The following is a 24,609-nucleotide window of genomic DNA, read 5'->3' on the forward strand; positions in this document are numbered from 1 at the left end:
ATGTGTAGTGTGCGCCGTCTTCCGGACTGCTGTAGCTTGATATGCAAATTGTCTCTCTGCCCTACTCATTAAACACGCCCGCCGCATTTGCAGCGATAGCGGATTTACCTATCCCCGTTTGGCTCGACAGCGGTCGACCTCTCGCGGAGGGTGGGCGCTATGACATCATTAGTGCCGACCCAATAAATACCCTCGAGTTAAGTGCCGACACGCCCGAGCCATTTGCCCGGCTGGATGACCTCGTGTGCGAACTCTGCCCTCAGGACAGGGACTCACAACTGCCTTTTTGCGGCGGGGTTATTGGTTACGCTGGCTATGAACTCGGTGTAGAGGGCAATTATCTGCCGGCAGATATGCGCCCTACGGACTTGCCCGCAGGCTTTTTTGGTCTCTACACATGGGCCTTTATTGCCGACCACCAACTGGGCAGCAATCACCTGGTTTTCCACCCCGCCTGCCCCCCCCAGCAAGTTCGCGAATTGATACAGCGATTTAAAGCTATCAACTGGGAGACCACGCTTACGCCCGGGGACTTCCGGCTGCATTCACCATTTGAGCACGAACTGAGTGCAGATGAATATCGGGCACAAATTGAGCAGATACTGGAATATATCGCCGCTGGCGATATCTATCAGGCAAACTTTACCCAGCGTTTCAGGGCCCCCTACAGCGGCGATCTGCTAACAGCTTACCTGGCATTGCGCTCTCAAGCTGCCGGTCCCTTTTCTGCTTATATGGCCCTGCCCCATGGCAGCCTGCTCAGTATGTCGCCGGAGCGATTTATCCGAGCTGACGGCGCCAGTTTGCGCACGGAACCGATTAAAGGCACTGCAGCAAGACACGCTGATAAGATGGCCGATCAGCGCGCCGCCTTCTCGCTACAGAGAAGCCCCAAGGACCGGGCGGAAAACCTGATGATCGTCGATTTACTGCGCAATGATTTGAGCAAGCTGTGTCGCAGTGGCACCGTACGTGTTCCCGAGCTATTCCAATTGGCGAGTTTTGCCAATGTCCACCACTTGGTCAGCGTAGTAACTGGTGAGCTACCCGAAGAGTCAGTTTATAGCGAATTACTCGAAGCTTGTTTCCCCGGCGGGTCTATCACAGGTGCTCCAAAGCGACGCTCAATGGAAGTGATCCGTGAGCTGGAATCCAGCCCCCGGGGGATTTATTGCGGCAGTATTGGCTACATCAGCAGCTGTGGCCGCGCTGACACCAATATCGCCATCCGGACCTTCAGTGCCAACGATGGACATCTAACCTGCGCGGCAGGTGGTGGGATCGTTGCAGATTCCGATCCCACTTCAGAGCATCAGGAGTGCTTGGCCAAGGTGCGCTTACTACTGGAAACTACTGAACAATTTTTGCAGTAGGCATCAAATCGCCGAAAAACGACTAAAAATTAGCCTATTTTGGCGCCTTTTGTAGCATCACTACAAATTTCAGTTATAAAGGTATCGGCGATTGATATTTCAAAGTTATTAGGGGTTCTGATAGATTCAGTCCATCTTGCCTTTAATGGCATTGCACTGGATCAAGGAAATTATCGTGAAGATCACACTGGTCAAGAAAATTCTCGCCGACGGCTCGCCCTGCGCCAAGTGTCGCGACGTTGAAGAAAAGCTGGAAGAAAATGGCCAAATGCAATTTATCGACCAGACACTTATCGCCGACGTGCGTGACCCGCAAAGCCCGGGCTTACAGCTGGCTCAGCAGTACAAGGTAGAGCGAGCGCCCTTCTTTGTCGTAGAGCGCGAAGGTAAGAAAGCAGAGATTTTCACTGTTTACTTCAAGTTCGCCAAAGAAGTGCTGCGCCCCCTGATCGAGATGGAGGCTTCATAGCCTCCATCCCTTAGCTTTATTCGGCACTTCCATTCAGCAGCAGCTCTAGTAAACCGGCAACTCCATATCGGCGAACAGCGCATCGACCTCAGAACGGGATGTCGCCTGTGCCGCCTGGTCAATCAGCTCACGGCTGAGGTGGGGGGCAAATTGCTGGATAAACTCATACATAAAGCCCCGCAGGAAAATCCCCTTACGGAAGCCAATTTTCGTAACACTCGATTCAAATAGATCACTGGCATCGAGAGCCACAAGGTCCTCATCTTCGCCATCAACGGCCATATCAGCCACAATGCCAATTCCCAATCCCAGGCGCACGTAAGTTTTGATTACATCAGCATCGGCGGCGGTAAAGACTACCTTAGGTGACAACCCTTTCTCCAAGAAAGCTTCATCTAACTTGGAGCGGCCGGTAAACCCAAATACATAAGTAACTATCGGGTACTTCGCCACGTCCTCAAGGGATAGCTTGCTCACTTGGCAAAGCGGGTGATCTTTCGGTACCAGGATGCAGCGGTTCCAGCGGTAGACAGGCATCATCACCAAATCGCTGAAAAGCTCCAGAGCTTCGGTAGCAATAGCAAAGTCTGCAGTGCCATCTGCCGCCATCTCAGAAATTTGCATAGGGGTTCCCTGGTGCATATGCAGGGAAACCTCCGGATAACGGCCTATAAACAACTTAATAATCGGGGGCAAGGCATAGCGCGCCTGGGTGTGAGTGGTAGCTACAGCGAGACTACCTTTTTTATCATTGCTGAACTCTTGCGCAACCTGTTTGATATTCTCCACTTTGCGCATAATTTCGCCGGCAGTCTTTAAGATTGCCTCCCCTGCCGGGGTCACCCTTGTGAGATGCTTGCCGCTGCGTGCGAAGATTTCTACACCAAGCTCATCCTCCAAAAGTCGGATTTGCTTACTGATTCCCGGCTGGGAGGTATAGAGGCTCTGCGCTGTAGCAGAAACATTGAGGTCGTGATGTGCCACTTCCCAGATATATCTCAACTGCTGCAGCTTCATAGATCCTCCCTTTCATTAAGTTCGCTCATGGCCGAGAGCGAGTAATACCATTTTTTGATCGATAGTTATAAAAACTATCTTGAGTTATACGAGAAAAGAATAGCAGTGAATCAAAGCCAGGGCCAATGGACGGTTGAATATCCGTGGTAGAGACGAAAGTGTCAATCAACTTTGGGGGATCCCGGACTTTCTGTCGGCTTTATTTTCTAATAATTAGAGCTAAGCCTCTCGGATGAGGGCCGGGAAAAATTCGAACATTATCGGCATAGAGAGCACTGAGTGATAACGTACACCTTTATCACTTTTGAACTTTTTATACCTCTGCATTTGCGATTCCATGAGGAACATGGCCCGTAGCCACATGCTCACCTGCAGAAACACAGTGACTAGGCTGATCATCAAAGAAGACATCGGCGCCAAAAGCCCGCAGGAACTCACCTTTAGGAAGCCCGCCGAGAAAAACTGACTCATCCACCCTAATATCCCAGGCGCGCAATGTCCTGATGACCCGCTCATGGGCCGGTGCGGAACGTGCCGTTACCAAAGCCGTTCGTATCGGGCAGGTATCCATCTCAAATTCAGCCTGCAACCTCTGCAAAGCCTCAAGGAATCCCTTAAAGGGCCCTCCCCCCAGTGGCTTCTGTGCTGAGGCACGCTCCGCCTCAGTAAAAGCAGCCAGGCCTTCCGTTTTGTAGACTCGCTCAGCCTCATCAGAGAAGATTACCGCATCGCCGTCAAAGGCAAATCGCAACACATCATCACGATATTCGCGGTTTCCTCCGGCAACCAAGGTTGCCGCAGCAACCCCCTGCTCCAACGCTTGGCGGACATCTACACCATCAGCAGACAAAAACAGGTTGCATCCAAATGGGCCAATATAACGGTAAGGGCTTCCACCATTGCAAAAGGCCGCACGAGTAATATTGAGTCCATAGTGCTCTATCGAGTTAAATACCCTTAATCCGGTATCGGCACTATTCCTTGATAGCAGGATCACCTCCACCCGTGGCTCACCGCCAAGAAGCTCATTGATCTTTAGAAACTTCTCAACCAGAGGGAATGCGTCCCCTTTTTCCAGAACATCGTTCTCACGCTCAACTTGATAATGAGAAAAGGCGTGCAATCCCTGCTCCTCAAATACCTTGTGGCTATCGCTAAGGTTAAACAGAGCGCGAGAGGAAATAGCGATTACTAACTTATCTGGACGCACAGCCATTAGAGAGCCTCTACATCGTTAATCCACCGACACCGCAGCTTCACTGAGGGCAGTGAGAGTCTACGACAAATCTCAAACTTATATTCCACAAATTGAGCGATATGTACAGATAAGAATGCCAGCCCTTCCCGATGTTACCTACAGAGCGCTGCACAAGTGTCCAGGGAGTCAAAGTTGCTTTGACTGCGGGATTAAGACGATGGAGCAAAACATTTCAAAATTCGAAATTGAAACCGCTCCAAACTACCGCGTGCATTTTTCTACAGTAAAGTTTTGGTAGAGTTAATATCCACCCCCATCAAGCTCAGAAAGGATTAATACTTTAATCCTTTAGTTTGACACCCCCTTAAAGAACCCAGATTAATACACCCCTTCAAACTTAACAAACATATAGCACCCCACTCATGCAAATTGAATTAAATTGAAGAATTTCGCACCGGAAATAAACAAAAATAACAAAACCACAGAAAGCTTTACCGTTTAAATACAACTCAAAAAAAGTTTGCCATTCAGAAAAAAGCTATAAACTAACCAATTAAAACCCCTCAAATAACCAAAGTTGCAAATATCTGAATTCGTGACATACACATCAAAAAAACAATTTGATCTTTCAAGTTTACATCCACTACAAAAAAATTATTGTCAGGAATAACAACAAGGGATATCGTTATTTCGCCTGACAACGGCAAACAACCCCCAAGAAAATTTTGCACATAAACTCCATACAGCTCTCAGCTCATAGCTCATAGCGCGAGATATTCTTGGGGTGTGATTCAATTGGCCGCTTAACCAGACAGCATTAACCACTGAGCGTTTATTTTATGCTCCCGGTTAACTATGGCCATTAAATTATAATCATAAAGAGAATTACTTAATGAAATATTTGTTAGGAGCCGCTAGCACACTCGCACTCGCTATTAGCGCCCAAGCGGCGGAGCGTATTAATGTCACACCAGAGTTACTTTCCAATCAGTCCCTAGCCTCAATCGCTGGCTCAGATATGAAGCTGGAAAAGGTTCGCGAGCGCACGCTCGCCAACGGGAGAACGGTTGCCCGATATCGGCAAACTCACAAAGGCATACCCGTTTGGGGGAGAACCATAACCAGTTCCAGGCAAGGCTTAACTGAAAAAGTGAGAGGCCACGTACTCTCAGGCCTAGAGTTGGAGGTACCTACCGCCCGCGCAACGATTGATGCCGATAATGCTATTGATCGAGCCATGAACCATCAGCTGAATCTGCGCACTCAGGATGGTGACAGTAAAAAGCTCTCTCAATGTCGTCCATGCGCTTCATCGCACGAAACCAGAAAAAGAGCTCTATGTCTATGTCGATGAAAACGACCAGGCGCGATTAGCTTATTTGGTTAACTGGGTCGAATACGGAGATGAGCCGAGCAGACCGTTCTATTTTGTAGACGCACTTACTGGCGAAGTTATCAAGCAATGGGACGGCCTTGCCTTCCAGGATGCTACAGGCCCCGGTGGCAATGAAAAAACCGGGCGTTATGAATATGGAACAGACTTCCCTGCCCTCGAAGTTGACAATAACTGCTCCATGAACACTGCTAACGTAGAAACCGTGGATTTGAATCACGGTACAAGCGGAGGTAGCGTTTTCTCCTTCACCTGTCCGGAAAATGATTACAAAGAAATCAATGGTGCTTATTCTCCATTGAATGATGCCCACTTCTTCGGCAACGTCGTTTTCAATATGTATAGTGACTGGTATGGAACATCGCCCCTCACACAAAAATTGAGAATGCGAGTTCACTACAGCAACAACTACGAGAACGCCTTCTGGGATGGCAGCCAAATGACATTTGGTGATGGCTTCACAACCTTCCACCCTCTTGTCAGCTTGGATGTATCCTCTCATGAGGTGAGCCATGGCTTTACTGAGCAAAACTCCAACCTGACCTACGCCAACCAATCCGGCGGCATCAACGAAGCCTTCTCTGATATGGCCGGTGAAGCTGCCGAGTTCTACATGAAGGGCACTAACGACTGGATGGTGGGGGCCGATATATACAAGGCTGATGGCGCTCTTCGCTATATGGATGACCCCACCAAAGATGGCAGATCCATTGGCCATGCCTCCGACTACTATAGCGGCATGGACGTGCACTACAGCTCCGGCGTATTCAACCGGGCTTTCTACTTGATTGCCAACTCAAGCGGCTGGAACACCCAAACTGCTTTCGATATCTTTGTGCTTGCTAACCAAACTTATTGGAATCAAAGCACTGATTACATTGAAGGTGCTTGCGGAGCCCTGTCAGCTACTGAAGATCTCGGATACGATACTGCAACAGTAATCGCAGCGTTCGACACCGTAGGGGTATCTACCAGCAACTGTGACGATGATGGTGGTTCAAACTCAGAAGGCTGGGAAGAAACCAACTTATCAGGCCGCCGAAATAGCTGGCAGCACTTCACCCTGGATGTACCATCAGGCTCATCATCTTTGACCGTCGAAATGCTCGGCGGCAATGGCGATGCCGATTTGTACGTCCGTTATGGTGCCACCCCAACCACCGACAACTGGGATTGTCGTCCTTACGTAAACGGCAATAATGAATTCTGTAGTTTTAGCAATCCAGCTGCAGGTACCTGGCACATCAGTGTACAAGGCTATATTTCGTACAGAGGCGTAACCCTTTCCGCCCAGAGCCAGTAATATTTAAGGCAGGTGCCGACACATTAGTGTGTCGGCATTCTCTATCACATCACTCAAAGACTAGCTTCCAAACCTATCTAACAAACTGTGGAAAAGCATCCCCAACACCAACCCCGGCCACCTCAATAAAGTGCCACCTGGAAACTCTACTTTAGGAAGAGAAGAAAACACGTTGTAACCCTCACTCTCCCCATAAATTGCATCAGCCAGAAGCTTACCGGCAAAAGTTGCCGTAGGCACTCCATGTCCAGAATACCCCTGACTGTAATATAGGCCCGACTGCAACTGCCCTATACAGGGCATCCGATTCATAGTAATGGCCAGCGTACCCCCCCAGCCGAAATCAACAGCAGTATTTTCCAGTTGCGGGTAAACCCTCAACATATACTTGCGGACGAAACTGCGAATATCTTTAGGGAAACGCCTGGTGTAATTTTCCCCTCCCCCAAAAATTAAACGATTATCGCCAGATAATTTCCAATAATTTATAACAAATAGAGTATCTTGCAGTGCGAAGTCATTGGCTATGATTTCCCTAGCGAGCCCCTCCGGTAAGGGCTCTGTTGCCAGCACAAAATTATTTATTGGCATTATGCGCCCCGCTAAGCGGGGCTCAAGATCTTTCAAATAACCATTGCAAGCTAAAATCAACTTTTCGGCCTTCACCTTTCCTCGTGCAGTTTTCACCGTAAATGGAGAAGAGCTCGAATACCCTTGCACACCACTACACTCAAAAAACCTGGCACCGGCAGAAACTGCTGCGCGGGCAAGACCTAATGCAAAATTGAGAGGATGAAGATGTAGCGAACCAAAATCCAGCTGTGCGCCGAGATATCGTTTGCTACTTACAAGCTGTCGAACTTCTTCTTTATCTATATACTCAACTTGCCTGTAATCATATTTCTCTCTGAGCTCTTCAGTTTCATCCTGCAGATATTTATCGTGACTGGATTTCGCTGCAAGATGCATGATCCCGCGTTTTAAATCACATTGAATCTGGTGCCTGACTATAAGACTTTCCACCAGTTGAACAGCGTTGATACTCAAATCCCAGAGCTGCTTAGCGGTGTCGAACCCGAACATGGCTTCCAGATCACCCTGACTTCGCCTTTGTCCAACACCGACATGTCCTCCATTCCTTCCTGATGCGCCCCAACCAATCCTATTAGCCTCCAGAAGCACCACACGGTAGCCGCGCTCTGCCAAGTGCAAAGCACTGGAGAGTCCCGTATAACCACCACCAATGATGCAGACATCTGCCTCCACGTTACCTTCCAGGCATGGATACTCCTGAAGGTCGTTAGCTGTAGCGGCATAATAGGATTCCGTGTGCTCATCCAACCTATTCATCACCTTCATATTTCTACCAGATACCCTCAATGCCATTTAAATAAACGGCCCTGTTCCAATCGGCAGTATATAGTTCCTTTACACAGGAGGAATTATTTTCAGCGCAACGCTTTCCGGCACTGATCATAGAATTTCACTCAGGAAGAAAAAGTAAGCAATGGCTATCCAATGGATAAAATTACAAACTGGCTGGCAAATCACAATATTGCAGAAGTTGAATGCCTTGTTCCCGACATGTCAGGTAACGCCAGAGGAAAGTTCACCCCCACCGATAAGTTCTTAACTCAAGACAGCCGTTTACCGGAAAGCATTTTGGTGCAAACTGTCACGGGGGATTATGTCGACGAACACAATGAGCTTGTTGATCCAGCAGACACCGACATGCTCCTAATCCCTGACCCCAACTCAGTGCGCCTAAACCCTTGGGCCAATGATCCGACAGCACAAATCATTCATGACTGCCATTCTCGAGATGGGGACCCTCACCCTATCAGCACCCGTAATATTTTAAAATTTGTCCTCGAAAAATATGCAGACAGAGGATGGAAGCCTATTGTCGCCCCTGAGGTAGAGTTTTATCTTGTAAAAAGAAACCTGGACCCGGATGAAAAGCTATCCGCGCCTGTGGGAAGATCGGGACGCACAGAAAAAACCCGACAATCCTATAGCATTGATGCGGCCAATGAATACGAGCCCATCATTGAAGACATGTATGATTTTTGTGAAGCTCAGGGGCTTGATGTCGACACACTGATCCACGAATCAGGCACTGCCCAGATGGAAATTAACTTTCTACATGGAGATCCACTTCATTTAGCTGACCAGGTCTTTACCTTTAAACGCACAGTGCGCGAAACGGCTCTGCGCCACGGCATTTATGCAACCTTCATGGCAAAACCGATGGAAGACGAACCTGGAAGCGCGCTGCACTTACACCAGAGTGTGGCGGATAGAAAAACCGGTGAAAATATTTTTGTCGATAATACAGGAAAAGAGAGCAATAATTTCTTGCATTTTATTGGCGGCATGCAGAAATACACTCCCGGTTTTATTAGTTTTTTTGCTCCAAATGTAAACTCCTATCGCCGCTTTACACCTGAAATGGCCGCACCCACCAGTCTCCACTGGGGTTACGACAACCGAACAACAGGCCTTCGGGTTCCCGACAGCTCGCCACAAAGTAAACGTCTTGAAAATCGTTTTCCCGGAGCAGACTGCAATCCCTACCTTGCCATAGCAGCTTCTCTTGCCTGCGGGTATTTAGGAATGACCAATAAAGTCGCACCGAGCGCACCTTATCAGGGCGACTGCTCCAAAGAGTCAATTACACTTCCCCGCACCCAGGAACATGCCCTGACACTCCTATCAGATTGTGATGAAGCAACAGAAATGTTTGGCAGTAAATTCGTAAAAGCCTGGAGCGCAATCAAGAGAAATGAATATGAAGAGTTTAATCGTGTGATCAGTTCGTGGGAGAGGGAATTTCTATTATTAAATGTATAAATAACCGTTCCACTAAAAGCTAACAGAAATAATAAACTGTTATCGCCAAATTTATTTTTTCGGAAAAAACAACTCATCTTTTCCACCTCACAGGCAGAACATCACTTCCTAATTTGTGACGATCCGAGCAAAAATATCGAAAACAATTCAAATATATTAGTTTGCCATCACCTTTTTGTTGCCTAGATGCGTATGCAGGGTAATCTCAAGTTGCCCAATTAATTAGGGCAACCGGTTTGAGAAAGCGAACGCCACTGCCGCTACCGCGGTCCCTTCCTGGCGACGGTTATCTTCTGCTGTCTTACCACATAAAAATCCAGCCTGTATTGGCCAACCAGATTTAATACGGTCCCCACAAGGGAAATACGGCTGTATACCGGCGGATTCATATATAAAAAAGCTATAAAAGGGAAAGCTAGCAATGAAGCATTTTGTAGGACTAAGCTGCACTTTAGCCTTGGCTATTAGTGCACATGCTGTTGAGCGCGTCCCCGCCACGGCGGACATGCTCTCACCACAAACTTTAGCTGCCACCGGCGGATCGGATATGGCGCTCGAAAAAGTTCGTGAGCGCACTCTCGTCAACGGCAAAACCGTAGCCCGCTACCAACAGACTCACAAAGGCATTCCTGTCTACGGCCAAACAGTAACCAGCTCCGGGCAGGGTCTGATTACTGAGGTTCGCGGCAATGTCATCACTGGGCTGGAACTGGAAGTACCCAATATCAAAGCATTTATCAATGAAGATAATGCTATTGAGCGGGCAATGGACCACCAGATCAACTGGCGCACGCAGCAGGGCGTTATCCAGGGAGCTTTGTCAGTTCAGGCTTTGAAGCTGGAAGCACATAACCCCAAAAAGAAACTCTACGTCTATATCGATGAGCAAGACAATGCCCGCTTGGCTTACCTGGTCAACTGGGTTGAGTACGGCGATGAACCCACACGCCCCTTCTACTTTATCGATGCAATGACTGGCGAAGTTCTCAAGCATTGGGACGGCTTGAACTTTGCACAAAATGCGACAGGCCCAGGGGGCAATTCAAAGACCGGGCGCTACGAGTACGGTACTGACTACCCCCACATGATTGTTGACGACAGCTGTGCCATGGATACGGACAATGTAGAAACCGTTGATATGAACCACAGCACGAATGGCGGTAGCATCCACTCGTTCACTTGCCCGGACAATGACTATAAGTCAATCAACGGCGCTTACTCACCACTCAATGACGCACACTTCTTTGGCGGTGTGGTGTTTGATCTCTATAGCGACTGGTACAACACATCCCCTCTCACACAAAAACTGAGAATGCGGGTGCACTACAGCAACAATTACGAGAATGCCTTCTGGGATGGCAGCCAGATGACATTTGGTGATGGCCAGAGCTACTTCTACCCACTGGTTAGCCTCGATGTTTCCGCTCACGAAGTCAGCCACGGCTTTACCGAGCAAAACTCTGATTTGAATTACTACAATCAGTCCGGCGGTATCAATGAAGCCTTCTCTGATATTGCCGGTGAAGCTGCCGAGTACTATATGCGCGGCAGCAATGACTGGTTGGTAGGGGCCGAAATCTTTAAGTCCAGCGGAGCACTCCGCTACTTTGAAGATCCAACTGACGATGGCAGCTCTATCGGACACGCCGATGACTACTACAACGGCATGGACGTACACTACAGCTCCGGCGTCTTTAACCGGGCCTTCTACCTACTGGCGAACACCAGCGGCTGGGATACCCGCACAGCATTCGATCCCTTTGTTCTTGCCAACCAGATGTATTGGAGCGCCAATACAGATTTTGATGAGGGTGCCTGTGGTGTTTTCTCTGCGGCATCAGATTTAGGCTACGACACTGATGATGTTGCTGCCGCCTTCTCCACGGTCGGCGTTTCCACCAGCAGCTGCGGTGGCGGTGGCGGTGGTGGCGGTGGTAATGAAGGCGGAGAACTCGAAAACGGGGTTACGGAGACCGATATCGAGGGCGGCAGCGGTGATGAAGTTAACTTCACCCTGGATGTACCTGCTGATGCCACAGACCTGTCTTTTGTAATGTCCGGCGGAAGTGGCGATGCCGACCTCTACGTTCGCTTTGGTAGCGCGCCGACCACCAGTACTTATGACTGCCGTCCGTATAGTTCTGGCAACAATGAAACTTGTGATATCGCTGACGCTGACCTGCAGGGCGGAACCTATTACGTCATGGTGCGCGGCTACTCCTCCTTCTCCGATGTCACCCTGGTAGGCAGTTACACCGGTGGTGGCGGTGGTGGTAGCGACAGCTGGGAAGAAACCAACCTTTCTGGTTCCCGCAATAGCTGGCAGCACTTCACCATTGAGGTTGACGCTGGAGCTTCTACCCTGAGCGCCGTAATGGAAGGTGGCAGCGGAGATGCAGATCTCTATGTTCGCCACAGCCAAGAGCCTACCCGTACAGCGTACGACTGCCGCCCCTACCAGTGGGGCAATGACGAAAGCTGCACCATCAGTAATCCGGATGCTGGAACCTGGTATATCAGTATCCGCGCTTACTCTGCCTACTCTGGCGTTACCCTGAGTGCAAGCACTGAGTAATTGAGCTGATTTCCACCCAGCAGGTATCTGCTGGGTGGGCAAGCTCTAGATCGATCAAAGGATCGGTGGTGCACAAACAAAAAAGGCGGCCATATTGGCCGCCTTTTTTAATCAAACCCAGACAAATTATTTATGGCTTGGGTCTTTCCAGTAGTCCTTCACCGTATCTTTCATCTCCTTGGCCAACACAGTAATACCAAACAGGTTGGGCAAGGTCATTATCACAATGGCCACTGCAGAGAGGTTCCAAATAACTGTGGTGTCCTCAATCGCAGCCCAGAAGAATGCAATAACGTAAACTATTCGGTAAGGCATTACTGCCTTGGGGCCGAAAAGGTAAATCATTGAGCGGTCGCCGTAGTATGACCAGGCAATTGCTGTAGAGAAAGCAAACAGCAGAATCCCCAGAGTTACAATCAGACCACCGTATTCACCAAAGTAACCGCGCTGGAAGGCAAGATTGGTCAGGGCCACAGAGTGCACCAGGGACTTACCCCAAATATCCACATCTTCATTGGCAAACTTACCATCTTTCACATCCAGAACACCGCTGAAGCTGTCATCCCCCACACGGAAGTCCAGGTCTTCAGCAATAGAACGGGCGTGGATGAGGGTAAAGTCCTGGCTGTTCAGCGGGTGGCCGTCAGTCACAACAATGGAGCCGTTATAGGCCTTAACATCACTCTCCTGACCGCTCAAATACTTGAACAGCTGCTCAACATCCTGGGTATTCTTCTCATCGTAGCTACCCGCTACAACGTAAGTATCTGCACCTTCAAACAGGTTCTCGTGTTTCTCAGTCCAAACACCAGAAGAAAGAATCACAAGTCCGGTTAAGGTACAAATGATAATGGTGTCGATAAAGGGTTCCAGCAGGGAAACCATACCTTCAGAAACCGGCTCGTCTGCGCGAGCGGCGGCGTGAGCAATAGGTGCAGAGCCCTGACCCGCTTCGTTCGAGAAGAGGCCACGGTTCACACCACGGTTAAAGGCATAGGCAAAGCTCGCACCCAGGAATCCACCTACAGCCGCACTACCGGTGAAGGCATCGCGGAAAACAGCCCCAAAGGACGGCAGAATATTTTCGTAGTTGTAGATGATAACGCCCAAGGCACCTATTACGTAGATAACTGCCATGGTGGGAACAATGGTGGAGGTCACTTTAGCGATTCGGGTAATACCGCCAATAATCACCATGCCCAGCAAAATCGCCAGGATGCCACCCGTCAGAGCCTTCTCAACACCAAAAGAATCGTGCATTGCCTGGGCAATGTTGTTGACCTGGGGCAAGCTGCCGGTACCGAATGAACAGATAACGGTCGCGATTGCAAAGAGCACCGCAAGCCATTTCATATTCAAGCGACGCTCCATGTAAAACATGGGGCCACCCGCGTAATAACCATCCGCTGCTTTAATACGGTATTTGTGTGACAGGGTCACTTCCACAAACTTTGTGGTCATACCCAGGAATGCGGTCATCCACATCCAAAACAGCGCAGCCGGACCACCGAGGAAAATAGCCAAGCCAACGCCACCGATATTACCGGTACCTACGGTACCCGACAGTGCTGTGGCCAATGCCTGGAAGTGGGAGGTATCACCCGGGTCTCCGGGCTTGTCGTACTTACCGCGTACAATCTTGATCGCATGCCCAAAATAACGAAGCTGCGGAAAACCAAGATAAATGGTGAAAAAGAAACCGACTCCAAGTAACACCCAGGGGAACCAAGGTGCTGAGCCGAGCATGCCGTCTATTAACAACAGCAGATTGTTAAAGGAATCCAAACTAACCCCCCACTACTCTGACTTATTTCTGTTTGTTTTATATACAGATACAACTGTAATTTGTTGCGCAGGTTAGCAGCTTACGCGGCACGAGAACAGTAATGTCGTATTATTCGGCCACTGGGAAGAAGTGAGTTCGGTGGGGGAAGAGGCCAAATTGCCCTCCGGTATGAATAAAAACCAGGTTGTCTGAGCCCCGGTAATTTCCTTTTTTTAACTCCTGTAGCAGACCATGAAATGCTTTGCCGGTGTAGACTGGATCGAGAAGAATACCCTCCAAGCAAGCCAACTCTTTAATAGTCTGGTAAACCTCTGGCTCCGCCACCCCGTAAGCGGGACCTTTATAGTCGGCATTAACCAAAATCTTGAGGGACTCCAAATCAAGCGATACGCCAGACTGTGCCATCCACTGCGAAATATCCTCACGCACTTTCACTTGGAAATAATTAGCACTGTCGCAAACGGCGAAACCCGTAACTTTCACACCGGCTTCCAGCAAATGGCACCCCAAGGTCAAACCCGCTTGGGTCCCACCGCTGCCAGTAGCGCATAAAATATGATCAGGCGAGAAGCCCCTATCTGCACAGTCTGCCAATAATTCCTGAGAGGCCGAGATATAACCCCAGATGCCTAAACCGTCGCTGGCACCAGTGGGGATACAGAAAGACTTCTGCCCTCTGGACAGATACTCAGCAGCCCAGCTGTCAAAGAGGCCCTGTAAATTCCGGGAGTATTCCTCCGGTGAGTAAACCGCAATTTCAGCACCTGCCAACTCATCCAGTAAAAGGTTGCCATCGGGATTTGCAGTGCGCTTGCCACGTAAAATCAACTGAACCTTAAACCCCAATCGAGCCCCCACCAAAGCAGTGGTACGGCAATGATTGGATTGCACTCCGCCACAAGTGATCAAAACCTGAGCCCCTTGGGCCCTGGCCTCAGCGGCAACAAACTCTAGTTTGCGCAGTTTATTTCCCGACATGCCGGACTCGGTAAGATCATCTCTCTTTATCCAAATCCTGGGCCCTCCATAAGGAAGGGAGTAAAGATCACTGATTCGGTCTAACGACTGCAGAGGTGTGGGCAGGTTCGCCAGGCGCAACCGCTTAGGCAACTCTATTGGCAGGCTCTTAAGCACGGTGAATTAAACCTGTTATGTCTAATTATTAGTTTTATAGATGTGACTCAGTAAGGGGACACCTCTAGCAAAAAGTTTCCGCAGAGATAGAACCAAGCTTGCTGAGTAAGCGGATAGAGGACTAGCTTTGAAAAATGAACATAAGCATGCCTTTCAGTGCTATTTATTGCTTTTTGCCTAACCTGTTTTTTTATTGAAAAATTAATCAGACAAATTAGTCCAGCCTTTGATTAATTCCGCAATTTTTCTGTGGGCTTTCAAGGCACAATAAATACTGCCCGCGCAAAAATAGTAACCAAAAAAAGCCCGGCAATTGCCAGGCTTTTTTTAGTGACGACATTCAAAGATAAACCCTGAATAGGATTAGATCTTTTTAATCGTACCTTTGGGTAATACTGCGTGCACAGCTACTTTTTGGAACTTCAAAGACATGCTGTCTGCAACTTCCAATACGATGTAGTCCTCATCGACCTTGTCGACGCGGCCCAGCATCCCGCTGCTCATTACAACTTCGTCACCCTTTTTCAGAGCGCCAACCAGCTCTTGGTGCTCTTTCTGGCGCTTGCGCTGTGGGCGAATAATGAAAAACCACATGAATGCAAACAAACCCGCAAACATCAGCAGGGTTATCATCGGATTACCCTGTGCTGCCGGCGCCGCTTCCTGTGCCATGGCGGAGGGGATAAAAAAGCTCATGCAAAACCTCAAAGAGTCAGCCTATTAAATTGCCGCCAACTCTAACGGGTTTGCCCCGCCGAGGCAACGGATTGGGCCGATCCCGTAGAGACCGGCCAAACCAATCCACACTCAGAACCTCTGGCGGACCTGCCGGCGGTAGCCAGTAGGAGACATCCCGGTCCAGCGTTTGAACGCGCTGGTAAAACTGGTTCGATCAGAGAAATCGAGAATTCGTGAGATTCCATCAACGCTCAGCGCAGTATCTTTGAGGAAATGCACCGCGTGACGAAAACGAACATGGTCACGTAAAGATGCAAAACTGAGGTTGTGTTCCTGCAACCGGCGTTGCAGAGTCCGGGTGGACATACTTAGGTCGGACGCTACCGGGCGAATAGCGAGAGAGGCCTTACCGATACGCTGCTCCAGCACATCTATTACCCGTGCGGCAATACCAAAACTGGTTGCTTCGGGGGGCCAGCAGCTGGTCGAGAATATTCGGGTCTCCGGATATTCTGGCCTGCTGAAGTGATTTGTCTTCAGAGAGCGAAGTCTGGTCGGGCTGAGTATGGTTCATCGAGCTGCTCCTATTGAGTTCCGTGAGCCGCAGTTATTTTTCTATGTCCGCATCCAGCGAATCCCGGTTGCCCCTGCCCACACCAACACAACATCAACTTCGGCGGACGACTACGTGATGCGGGATGCACCAAAAAACAGACATCGAATCCTTCACAGAGATGTACAATTTTTAAACTAACCGCTCCGGCAATTCCCGCAGAGAGACTCTCTCTAGCCGGCGCACCTTTCCTTTACAACTGCCAGTATAGACCAAGAATTAAGAAAGCAAGGGGCGACAGTGCTTTTTTTCATCTTATTGTGTACCAAGGGCCAAAAATACTTACTTTCGGTACCCACATGTCGCCTTTGAGTCCGAAAGGTAGGGGCTACAGCAGACCAAGCACCAGTCCAGCCCCGCCCCTCAGAGTCTGGCAATTAATCCAGGTTCTCGCCAATCCAATTCAAAACATCAGTGTCATGGGTCTTGGTTTTAACTTTGTCGATAATATGGCGAAGGCGCCCACTCTTATCGATAATAAAAGTTGTTCGCAGAAGCCCCATGTACTCCTTGCCCATAAATTTCTTCAAGCCCCAGCAGCCATATTTATCAGCAATCTTGTGTTCTTCATCAGACAGCAAATCAAAATTCAGTTCGTGCTTGTCGATAAAGCGCTGCAACTTTGCTTCTGGATCCGGGCTCACCCCCAACACAACAGTATTGGCTTTTTTAAATTCAGCCGCACTATCGCGAATCCCACATGCCTGAGTGGTACAACCGGGGGTAAGTGCTTTCGGGTAAAAGTAGAGGACGACATTACTTTTGTCACGAAAATCCTTAAGTGACACTTTCTCGCCACTTTGGTTGGTCAGCGTAAAAGCCGGAGCCAAATTACCGATCTTCGGAAAAGCCATCTGATATCCCCTCTGGAACAGTTAAGAGTAAAGCGGGGATTATAGCGAAAAGAAACAAACGAGACGCCAGTTCTATAGAGAAATCAGAACTGCTGCAGACGAAACTCCTTCTCTTTCCTGGCACAAATGCCAAAACGACCTAACTTCTGCACCAGCTCCGCCTTTTCAGCTTCGGTGAGGAACTCCCCGACTTCAAGGCACCCCTCAGGACCACTAAAGTTTACCGAAGCCATTTCGGTAGCACTGCTCCCCATCCTTACGAGTACTGCCAACTTATCGCGGGCGAACTCCCGGTGATACACCGTTTGCTGCCTGAACCCCTTACAGCAATCCAGAATTACCAACTCCTCATTGATGCGTATTACTTCTCTGCGGGTCCCTTCGAGGTACACGTAGGTAAACAGGATGCCCAGCAGGATCATTTCAAGCCCGGCAAAGGGAAGAATCATCCAGGCTCCCGCCATCGCAAAAGCGAGGCTGATTCCAAGGGATACCCCAACCAGGGAGAAAAACACCCATAGATTGCCGGAGAGGGACAGGGACTGGTTAGGCTGCAGCAGGATACAGGCGCAACGGGCGGTGTTGCGGCCAACTTCAGTGACCATAGCAGGGACATCCGGCAGATATATAAAATCAGTGTAGTGCCGATGGCGGCAGCTCACACGAAGATACTGACCGGGAAAGTTTCCTGGTCCGGGCCGGGGTTTACAAAATTCAGGCATAAAAAAACCCACACCTCAGTGTGGGTTTTTGGGAGAGGTCTGCGGCCAAGGCCTGGGACCTGTCACTCCCTATTACGGCAGCAGGTGTGCTACTGCATCACGCTCTTCCGCCAGCTCCTGCTCGGTAGCAGACATTTTCTCGCGGGAGAAGTCGTTGATGTCAACGCCTTGAACAATTTCCCAGTCGCCATCTTTGCAAGTGCAAGGGAAAGAGTAAATCAGGCCTTCCTGAATACCGTAAGAACCATCGCTGAATACAGCCATGCTGGTCCAGTCACCTTCAGCGGTGCCCAGAGCCCAATCGCGCATATGGTCGATGGCAGCGTTGGCAGCGGAAGCCGCAGAGGAAGCACCACGCGCCTTGATGATAGCTGCACCACGCTGTTGAACAGTCGGGATGAAGTCGTTTTCGTACCATTCCTGCTCCACTTTATCCATGGCTGCAGCACCGGAAACCTTCACTTGGTGCAGGTCTGGGTACTGAGTGGAAGAGTGGTTGCCCCAAATGGTCATATGGGTGATGTCGTTAACACTGGAATCAGTTTTGTTTGCCAGCTGAGACAGAGCGCGGTTGTGATCCAGACGGGTCATCGCGGTGAAGTTACGCGGGTCCAGGTCTGGCGCATTGCGCTGAGCGATCAGGGCATTGGTGTTAGCCGGGTTGCCAACAACCAGTACCTTTACGTTACGAGAAGCAACGTCGTTCAGGGCTTTACCCTGTGCAGAGAAGATAGCAGCGTTAGCTTCCAGCAGGTCCTTACGCTCCATACCCGGTCCACGGGGACGCGCGCCTACCAGCAAAGCGTAATCTGCATCTTTGAACGCAACAGTAGCATCATCGGACTGAACGATACCCGCGAGCAGCGGGAAAGCGCAGTCTTCAAGCTCCATAGCAACGCCTTTCAGCGCTTCCAATGCCGGAGTGATTTCCAGCAATTGCAGAATAACCGGCTGATCTTTGCCCAGCATTTCGCCAGAGGCGATGCGGAACAGCAACGAATAGCTAATCTGACCGGCAGCGCCGGTAACAGCAACACGTACAGGTGCTTTCACGATAGTTCTCCCTCGTTTGTAAGCGGCCGCATTATAGGGCCTCGCGAGTAAATTTCATCTTACACAAGCGAAATAGCGGCTCAATTTGTATGACAAAACCTCTCAGACTGTATTGGACACTCTTTGCGAGTGTTTATGTCAGCGCCAATTCCCGGTAACGCGTCTGCAGTGCCTTGTAAACCTGATCACTGTAATCAGCAGCAGATGAGTCCAAAAGTCCGGCAATTTCCGCTAGGTGTTCATTGTCTTCACGGCCCGCCCAGTTTTTTACATAGCTGCCATCTTTATAGCCGTTATCCTGACGGAATCGGTTGAGTACATTTTTACCAACGTATCGCTGGTACAACTCAGCAAAAGACATTTCTGCATCGGCCAATAGTTGAGCAAAGCCAGCAACATCAAACTGCTTGGTGGCCAGGGTGTTCAAGGTGAAAGACTCGAGGTTTTCACGGAAATCACCCGCCGTACGCTCGGAACCGGCAAACTCCTTCAGCATGATCTCAGCCACTTCCTGCGGAGAGCCTTTTTGCAACTCAAGGCTCAAACCGAAATGCCAGATATCCACCAATTCAAGCTTCACCTGATCCATTTCTGGAAGTTGCTTCTTCCACCACTTCCAACCGTAATGGTCTAACAACTCTGCACTTTCTACCCAAATAGCGCGGTACCAGGCAAAGTTTTGCTCACGCCAGTTTTCATTTACTACTGTATTAATCTGGTCTTGCAGAGTCAGCATGACTTGCAACTGCTGCTTCATCATAGGGGAACATCCAATAGACCCGGATCAAACTGCCCGGGGGAATAATCTGAAAAAGTTTTCTGAGGTGATTTCGGCCAGCTCTTCGTAGGGAATACCGCGTAAATCAGCGATAAATTCTGCCACTTCACGCACATAGGCCGGAATATTGGGCTTACCCCGATAGGGCACTGGAGCCAAATAAGGGGAGTCGGTCTCAACGAGCAACCGATCCAAAGGCAGCCTGCGGGCGACATCCCGCAGCTCTTCGGCATTTTTAAAGGTCACGATGCCGGACAAAGAAATATAATAATTGAGATCCAGGGCAGCCTTGGCCATATCCCAGCTCTCGGTAAAACAGTGCAGAACACCTGCGGTATTGGTATTACCGTGCTCTTTAATGAGAGCGATAGTATCTTCCCGCGCATCTCTCGTATGCACAATAACCGGAAGCTCTGCCTGCCCCGCCGCTTTCAGGTGTGCAATAAAGCTCTGCTGCTGGATTTCCTGGGTGTCAGTGCTGTAGTAGTAATCCAGACCTGTCTCCCCCAATGCAACAACATTGGGCTGGTTAGCCATTTCCACCAGTCGCTCAACATCCGCCATGCCAGAGTCGACATCCAACGGGTGCACACCAACGGAACAGACTACGTCCTCGTAGCGGGATGCGATTTCAACAACCGCATCGGCGTTTTCCAAACTGATACCGACACAGAGGAACTTGCCAACACCGCGACTGCGGGCCAGGTCCAATACAGTATCCAGATCGCCATCAAATTTATCGAGCTTAAGTCTGTCCAGGTGACAGTGAGAATCAACAAGCATTAGAGAGTTACAACGTATGGGTTGGGCGGCTGGATTCTAAGGTTCCCGCCAAGTGGGTTTCAATCTTGTTTTGCGCGATATTGTCCTTATCGCCAAATTGAACTCCGATTCCGGGAGTGCGGTTGCCTTGAGCACCATTGGGGGTAATCCAGATCACCTTACCGGCAACCGGAATCTTTTCCGGCTCATCCATTAAGCTCAGAAGCAGAAAAACCTCATCGCCAAGGTTGTACGATTTATCCGTACTGATAAACAAGCCACCATTCTTTACGAAGGGCATATAGGCCGCATAGAGCACAGATTTATCCTGGATTTTCAGTGACAGGATGCCGTTGCGGGCACCGCCTCCCATGGCTTTCATGGACAACCTCAATGTTTATATTTCTAAATGATGCGCTAACTTATCTAAGCCCGCTGCCTGTGTCCAGGCAACGTCAATTACCCTACCCGACTTGTGCAAGATGCCTAAGCAAAAAGCTTCGCCCAACGAATAAATAATTCTTCCAGCAGCAAACGACGATTGGGGTTAGCTGTGCCCAGTAACCCTTTCCGCGCCTGAAGCAAATGATCGTAGAACGCAAATACTGGCTGCAAGCTTTGCTCACTCGACCCCGGCAACCTCTGCAAAAGAACCATTAGCTGGGCATCTCCACTAAGATCACAACTGCGAATCTGCACCATCTGGGTTAACCAGTGCTGCCAAAAAAGCAGTAGCTGAACCAATTCAACACCCTCGGCCGGTGTTTCCCAACGGCCCGCTGTAGAGACTGAACTTGCCGTACCCTGAGCTACAGCAACCAAATCTTTAAAAAACTGCTCGCGTACTTCTCTCGACTTGGGCTCGGCCAGCTCCGCCGCCAATAATGGTGCCCCGCCTGCCAGAGTTAAGACACGCTGTGCCAGCGGCTCTTCCAGCCCATTGCTGTATAGCCACTGTAGCGCCACCTCTCCAGTTGGGGGCGGAAAAGCTATAGATTGACAGCGACTTCGAATGGTTGGCAAAAGGCCTGTGGGGGCATCGGTGATCAACACAAAGATAACGGAGGGTGCCGGCTCTTCCAGGTTTTTCAACAGGGCATTGGCTGCGTTGACATTCATCGCCTCCGCCGGCGACAAACAAACCAGACGCGCCCCGCCCCGCCCACTGGTGCGGGAAACAAAGTTGCCCAGCTGACGGATCTGTTCCACTTTCAGCGGGCCACCGGGCTTTTCAGGTTCAACTTGCAGGAAATCAGGATGCGAGCCAGCCATCCACAACCGACAATCCTTACACTCTCCACAGGCCTGACCTGCCCTCGGTTGCTCACATAGGGCCAACGCAGTAAAAGCAGCCGCGAATTGTCGCTTTCCCAACCCCTCCGGGCCAGTCAGCAGCAAAGCGTGCGGGCAGCGGCCCGCCTGCAACTGCAAGCCCAACCGCTGCCATTGCTCGGAGTGCCAGGGAAGAGGTACCGGTATCGATTTATACTCAAAAGTTTCAGGCACAGACATCAGCCACAATTCTTATCATTTAAAAATAGATTCTGGGGCAAGATAGCTTAAAGCAACAGCTCCAATTGCTTGGCTAGATCCATCTGCACCTGCTCCAGAGATTGGCCGGCATCCACAACCGCGTAACGGGCAGGTGCAGCTTCAGCTCGATCGCGATAAGCCGCACGCACCCGCTGGAAGAACTCCAGGTGCTCACTCTCAAACCGATCCGCTTCCCCAGTGCGTGCGGCTCGCTGTAGCCCCACTTCTGGATCGAGATCCAATAAAAGCACTTTATCTGGACGCAAATCCCCTTGAACTGTCTGCTCCAACTGCTCGATCAATTGTCGATCCAGTCTGCGACCACCGCCTTGGTAGGCATAGGTAGCATCGGTGAAGCGATCACAGATCACCCAATCCCCACGTTTTAAGGCGGGCAGTATAACCTGAGACAGATGTTGCGCGCGGGCGGCAAACACCATCAATAATTCCGCCGTGGGATCAACGGATTCATCCCGCTTGGCCAATAACAGCTCGCGCAGCTGTTCTGCCAACGGGGTGCCTCCCGGCTCCCGAGTTTGGATAAAGTTAATATTGTGCTTTTTGAGCCACTCGGTGATGAAGAGTAAATTGGTAGATTTCCCCACCCCCTCTACACCCTCGAGGGTGATGAACTTGCCGTGCGACACTAATTCTTTCCTTTTGCCGGACTCGAGCGGTAATCCGCGCGCCTTTTCAGCTGATACTCCCGCACCGCACGGTTGTGCTCTGTCAGAGTCGCTGAGAAATGATGAGATCCATCCCCTTTGCCAACAAAATACAAGCTCTTGCCGGGCTTTGGATTTAAAGCGGCCCGAATTGCCGCTCGCCCAGGTAGGGCAATCGGCGTAGGGGGAAGGCCATTAATAACATAAGTATTATAAGGTGTTGCCTGGCGCAGGTGTGTACGGGTCAGATTTCCGTCAAAGTCCTCACCCAAGCCATAAATTACGGTGGGGTCGGTCTGCAAGCGCATACCTTTATTCAGCCTGCGTACAAAAACACCAGCTATTTCACTGCGCTCAGATGGCTGCCCTGTCTCTTTCTCGATAATTGAAGCCATGATTAAGGCTTCATAGGGCGACTTATAGGGCAGATCATCCCCTTTTGATTGCCACTCCTCATCCAGCACCTTCTGCATCCGATCATAGGCCTGACGCAGTAGTTCAATATCTGTGGTACCGGACCGGTAGACATAAGTATCCGGGAAAATCCAACCCTCAACCTCATCTTCCTTTAGGCCCAGGGCCCGGGCAGCAGCACTGACATTGCTTCCCTCTTCAGACTGAACGATTCTTTCACCGGAGCGGATTTGTCGCAGGGCCTGGCGAAAGGTCCAGCCCTCTAATAGCGTAATGCGATAGCGGGTAACTTCACCGCGATTCAGGCGCGCAATCAAGTCCCGCGCGTTACTGCCAAAGGGAACTAAATACTCGCCGGAATGGATTTCTGTTGTGCCCTCCCAGTAGGCATAGGCGAGGAGTATTTGCGGCCACTGGATTATCCCTTCGCCCTGCAAGCTTCGCAGCGTCCGGGACAAACTTCCGCCCTTTTCCACCTGAAGCGTAAGCCCATCTTGTGCAATCGGCAGGGGGATTCCAAGGCTTCCTTTGCCACGTATAGAGAGGCAACTGCAACCAAGCAGGCCAATACCAGCCCACCAAATAACAGCTTCAACACTCTCCAAGCGAAACTCGCTTGCTTTTTCTTCACCACAATTTATCCAATATCAGCTTCTGTAGCTTGCGGGTCTCGACACCCACAGGCCAATTTTTGTAACCGATTACCTCTACCACCGGTAATACACCTCGAACACTGTTGCAGAGAGCCAGCTCATCGGCCTCACAGAGTTCGGAAAGCTCCATGTCTTCCTCTTGCCAGTGGATATGGCTCGAGAGCCACTGCCGCATCACACCATGAACACCACACCGGTGCAGGGATGGAGTCATCCACTTCCCACCAAATCGGGCCAGGATATTACAGCGCAGGGTTTCGATGACCCTTCCCGCCGAATCCAGCATCAATCCATCGAGAAATTGACCCACCGGCAGCTCTGCTTTTGCCGCATTATATCGGTTACGGAGTAAAGTTTTGCAGCCCTGGTTCGAATTACTACCGATCGGCAAGCTCGTCGAACAAGGGAAAAGGCTAGTGCCCACCTGCCCCTCAGCAGTTTCAATCAGCGGCCGCAGCACCAAATCCCAACATTGCTGCCCGCGCACACTGCCAACACGCAGGCGCGCAATCGCCTCAGGCCAGCGACAGCCGGCTGTCAATTTTAACGTCGACTGCTCAATTTCTCCCAGACAGGCCTCATCCAACACTCCCGAACGCTCCAGGCGAGCGCGGTGGAAAGACCAAAGCGGTAGACCTTTGTTGTGACAGCGCATTGTTTCGAGGATTCCACCCGAGTAATCAGCATCATCTGGCAACTGATCAACGGCCAGCCCCCGAAAGTACATTTGAGGTAACTGGTACATGGAGCTCCCAAGGCAGGTGTGCCCACCTCGCGGTGGGC

The 24,609-nt window shown here is 50.2% G+C and carries 24 protein-coding genes; 6 read left to right on the forward strand and 18 right to left on the reverse strand.

Features of this window, described 5'->3' with window-relative positions; translation table 11 throughout:
* Window positions 1-41 precede the first annotated feature (41 nt).
* Both pabB and QT397_16680 read left to right on the forward strand, forming a co-directional pair.
* Window positions 42-1,373 (forward strand): aminodeoxychorismate synthase component I, encoded by a 1,332-nt coding sequence (gene pabB / locus QT397_16675; protein WNZ54523.1) that lies wholly within the window; start codon window positions 42-44, stop codon window positions 1,371-1,373.
* 175 nt (window positions 1,374-1,548) lie between these two features.
* Window positions 1,549-1,842, forward strand: coding sequence for a hypothetical protein (locus tag QT397_16680; GenBank protein ID WNZ54524.1), 294 nt, complete (start codon window positions 1,549-1,551; stop codon window positions 1,840-1,842).
* 45 nt (window positions 1,843-1,887) lie between these two features.
* On the opposite strand, the gene cysB is transcribed toward QT397_16680, so the two are convergent.
* Both cysB and QT397_16690 read right to left on the reverse strand, forming a co-directional pair.
* On the reverse strand, window positions 1,888-2,859 hold the full coding sequence (gene cysB, locus QT397_16685; protein ID WNZ54525.1) for an HTH-type transcriptional regulator CysB: 972 nt from the start codon (window positions 2,857-2,859) through the stop codon (window positions 1,888-1,890).
* Between the two features lie 313 nt (window positions 2,860-3,172).
* Complete coding sequence (locus QT397_16690) at window positions 3,173-4,075, reverse strand: 5'-nucleotidase (GenBank protein ID WNZ54526.1); 903 nt, start codon at window positions 4,073-4,075, stop codon at window positions 3,173-3,175.
* A gap of 874 nt (window positions 4,076-4,949) precedes the next feature.
* Between QT397_16690 and QT397_16695 the strand changes: the two genes are divergently transcribed.
* Both QT397_16695 and QT397_16700 read left to right on the forward strand, forming a co-directional pair.
* Window positions 4,950-5,411 (forward strand): hypothetical protein, encoded by a 462-nt coding sequence (locus QT397_16695; GenBank protein WNZ54527.1) that lies wholly within the window; start codon window positions 4,950-4,952, stop codon window positions 5,409-5,411.
* Window positions 5,326-6,753 carry a M4 family metallopeptidase gene (locus tag QT397_16700; GenBank protein WNZ54528.1) on the forward strand — a complete coding sequence of 476 codons (1,428 nt, stop codon included), beginning with the start codon at window positions 5,326-5,328 and terminating at the stop codon, window positions 6,751-6,753. Before QT397_16695 ends, QT397_16700 begins: the two co-directional genes overlap by 86 nt.
* Before the next feature lie 60 nt (window positions 6,754-6,813).
* On the opposite strand, the gene QT397_16705 is transcribed toward QT397_16700, so the two are convergent.
* A complete protein-coding gene (locus QT397_16705) occupies window positions 6,814-8,112 on the reverse strand; it encodes an FAD-binding oxidoreductase (protein WNZ54529.1) in 1,299 nt (432 codons plus the stop codon).
* Between the two features lie 159 nt (window positions 8,113-8,271).
* On the opposite strand from QT397_16705, the gene QT397_16710 reads away from it, so the two are divergent.
* Together QT397_16710 and QT397_16715 are read left to right on the forward strand one after the other, a co-directional pair.
* Window positions 8,272-9,606: a glutamine synthetase family protein gene (locus QT397_16710; GenBank protein ID WNZ54530.1), complete on the forward strand. Its 1,335-nt coding sequence runs from the start codon at window positions 8,272-8,274 to the stop codon at window positions 9,604-9,606.
* A 421-nt stretch (window positions 9,607-10,027) separates the two neighbouring features.
* Window positions 10,028-12,181, forward strand: coding sequence for a M4 family metallopeptidase (locus tag QT397_16715; protein ID WNZ54531.1), 2,154 nt, complete (start codon window positions 10,028-10,030; stop codon window positions 12,179-12,181).
* A 126-nt stretch (window positions 12,182-12,307) separates the two neighbouring features.
* Here the strand turns inward: QT397_16715 and QT397_16720 are convergent, their stop codons facing one another.
* The 15 genes from QT397_16720 to QT397_16790 form a co-directional block, all read right to left on the reverse strand.
* Window positions 12,308-13,966, reverse strand: coding sequence for an AGCS family amino acid carrier protein (locus QT397_16720; GenBank protein WNZ54532.1), 1,659 nt, complete (start codon window positions 13,964-13,966; stop codon window positions 12,308-12,310).
* A gap of 109 nt (window positions 13,967-14,075) precedes the next feature.
* Window positions 14,076-15,101, reverse strand: a complete 1,026-nt coding sequence (locus tag QT397_16725) for a D-cysteine desulfhydrase family protein (GenBank protein WNZ54533.1) — start codon at window positions 15,099-15,101, stop codon at window positions 14,076-14,078.
* Between the two features lie 363 nt (window positions 15,102-15,464).
* A complete protein-coding gene (gene yajC / locus QT397_16730) occupies window positions 15,465-15,797 on the reverse strand; it encodes a preprotein translocase subunit YajC (GenBank protein WNZ54534.1) in 333 nt (110 codons plus the stop codon).
* Window positions 15,798-15,908: 111 nt separating this feature from the next.
* A complete protein-coding gene (locus QT397_16735; protein ID WNZ54535.1) occupies window positions 15,909-16,208 on the reverse strand; it encodes a helix-turn-helix domain-containing protein in 300 nt (99 codons plus the stop codon).
* On the reverse strand, window positions 16,186-16,353 hold the full coding sequence (locus QT397_16740; GenBank protein ID WNZ54536.1) for a hypothetical protein: 168 nt from the start codon (window positions 16,351-16,353) through the stop codon (window positions 16,186-16,188). The genes QT397_16735 and QT397_16740 overlap by 23 nt, the downstream gene beginning before the upstream one ends.
* A gap of 416 nt (window positions 16,354-16,769) precedes the next feature.
* On the reverse strand, window positions 16,770-17,246 hold the full coding sequence (bcp, locus tag QT397_16745; GenBank protein ID WNZ54537.1) for a thioredoxin-dependent thiol peroxidase: 477 nt from the start codon (window positions 17,244-17,246) through the stop codon (window positions 16,770-16,772).
* An 83-nt stretch (window positions 17,247-17,329) separates the two neighbouring features.
* Window positions 17,330-17,968: a DUF2244 domain-containing protein gene (locus QT397_16750; GenBank protein ID WNZ54538.1), complete on the reverse strand. Its 639-nt coding sequence runs from the start codon at window positions 17,966-17,968 to the stop codon at window positions 17,330-17,332.
* A gap of 72 nt (window positions 17,969-18,040) precedes the next feature.
* Window positions 18,041-19,021 carry a malate dehydrogenase gene (locus QT397_16755; protein WNZ54539.1) on the reverse strand — a complete coding sequence of 327 codons (981 nt, stop codon included), beginning with the start codon at window positions 19,019-19,021 and terminating at the stop codon, window positions 18,041-18,043.
* 133 nt (window positions 19,022-19,154) lie between these two features.
* On the reverse strand, window positions 19,155-19,778 hold the full coding sequence (locus QT397_16760) for a dUTP diphosphatase (GenBank protein WNZ58550.1): 624 nt from the start codon (window positions 19,776-19,778) through the stop codon (window positions 19,155-19,157).
* A 27-nt stretch (window positions 19,779-19,805) separates the two neighbouring features.
* On the reverse strand, window positions 19,806-20,582 hold the full coding sequence (locus tag QT397_16765; GenBank protein WNZ54540.1) for a TatD family hydrolase: 777 nt from the start codon (window positions 20,580-20,582) through the stop codon (window positions 19,806-19,808).
* Between the two features lie 7 nt (window positions 20,583-20,589).
* The gene (locus QT397_16770; GenBank protein ID WNZ54541.1) at window positions 20,590-20,943 is read right to left on the reverse strand and encodes a PilZ domain-containing protein; all 354 of its coding nucleotides are present in this window, start codon (window positions 20,941-20,943) and stop codon (window positions 20,590-20,592) included.
* Window positions 20,944-21,047: 104 nt separating this feature from the next.
* Complete coding sequence (locus QT397_16775) at window positions 21,048-22,073, reverse strand: DNA polymerase III subunit delta' (protein WNZ54542.1); 1,026 nt, start codon at window positions 22,071-22,073, stop codon at window positions 21,048-21,050.
* A gap of 47 nt (window positions 22,074-22,120) precedes the next feature.
* Entirely contained in the window at window positions 22,121-22,741 is a 621-nt protein-coding gene (gene tmk, locus QT397_16780; GenBank protein WNZ54543.1) for a dTMP kinase, read from the reverse strand.
* Complete coding sequence (mltG, locus tag QT397_16785; protein WNZ54544.1) at window positions 22,741-23,778, reverse strand: endolytic transglycosylase MltG; 1,038 nt, start codon at window positions 23,776-23,778, stop codon at window positions 22,741-22,743. The genes tmk and mltG overlap by 1 nt, the downstream gene beginning before the upstream one ends.
* A 22-nt stretch (window positions 23,779-23,800) precedes the next feature.
* On the reverse strand, window positions 23,801-24,571 hold the full coding sequence (locus tag QT397_16790; protein ID WNZ54545.1) for an aminotransferase class IV: 771 nt from the start codon (window positions 24,569-24,571) through the stop codon (window positions 23,801-23,803).
* Window positions 24,572-24,609 lie beyond the last annotated feature (38 nt).

The organism is Microbulbifer sp. MKSA007, from assembly GCA_032615215.1.
GTDB lineage: Bacteria > Pseudomonadota > Gammaproteobacteria > Pseudomonadales > Cellvibrionaceae > Microbulbifer.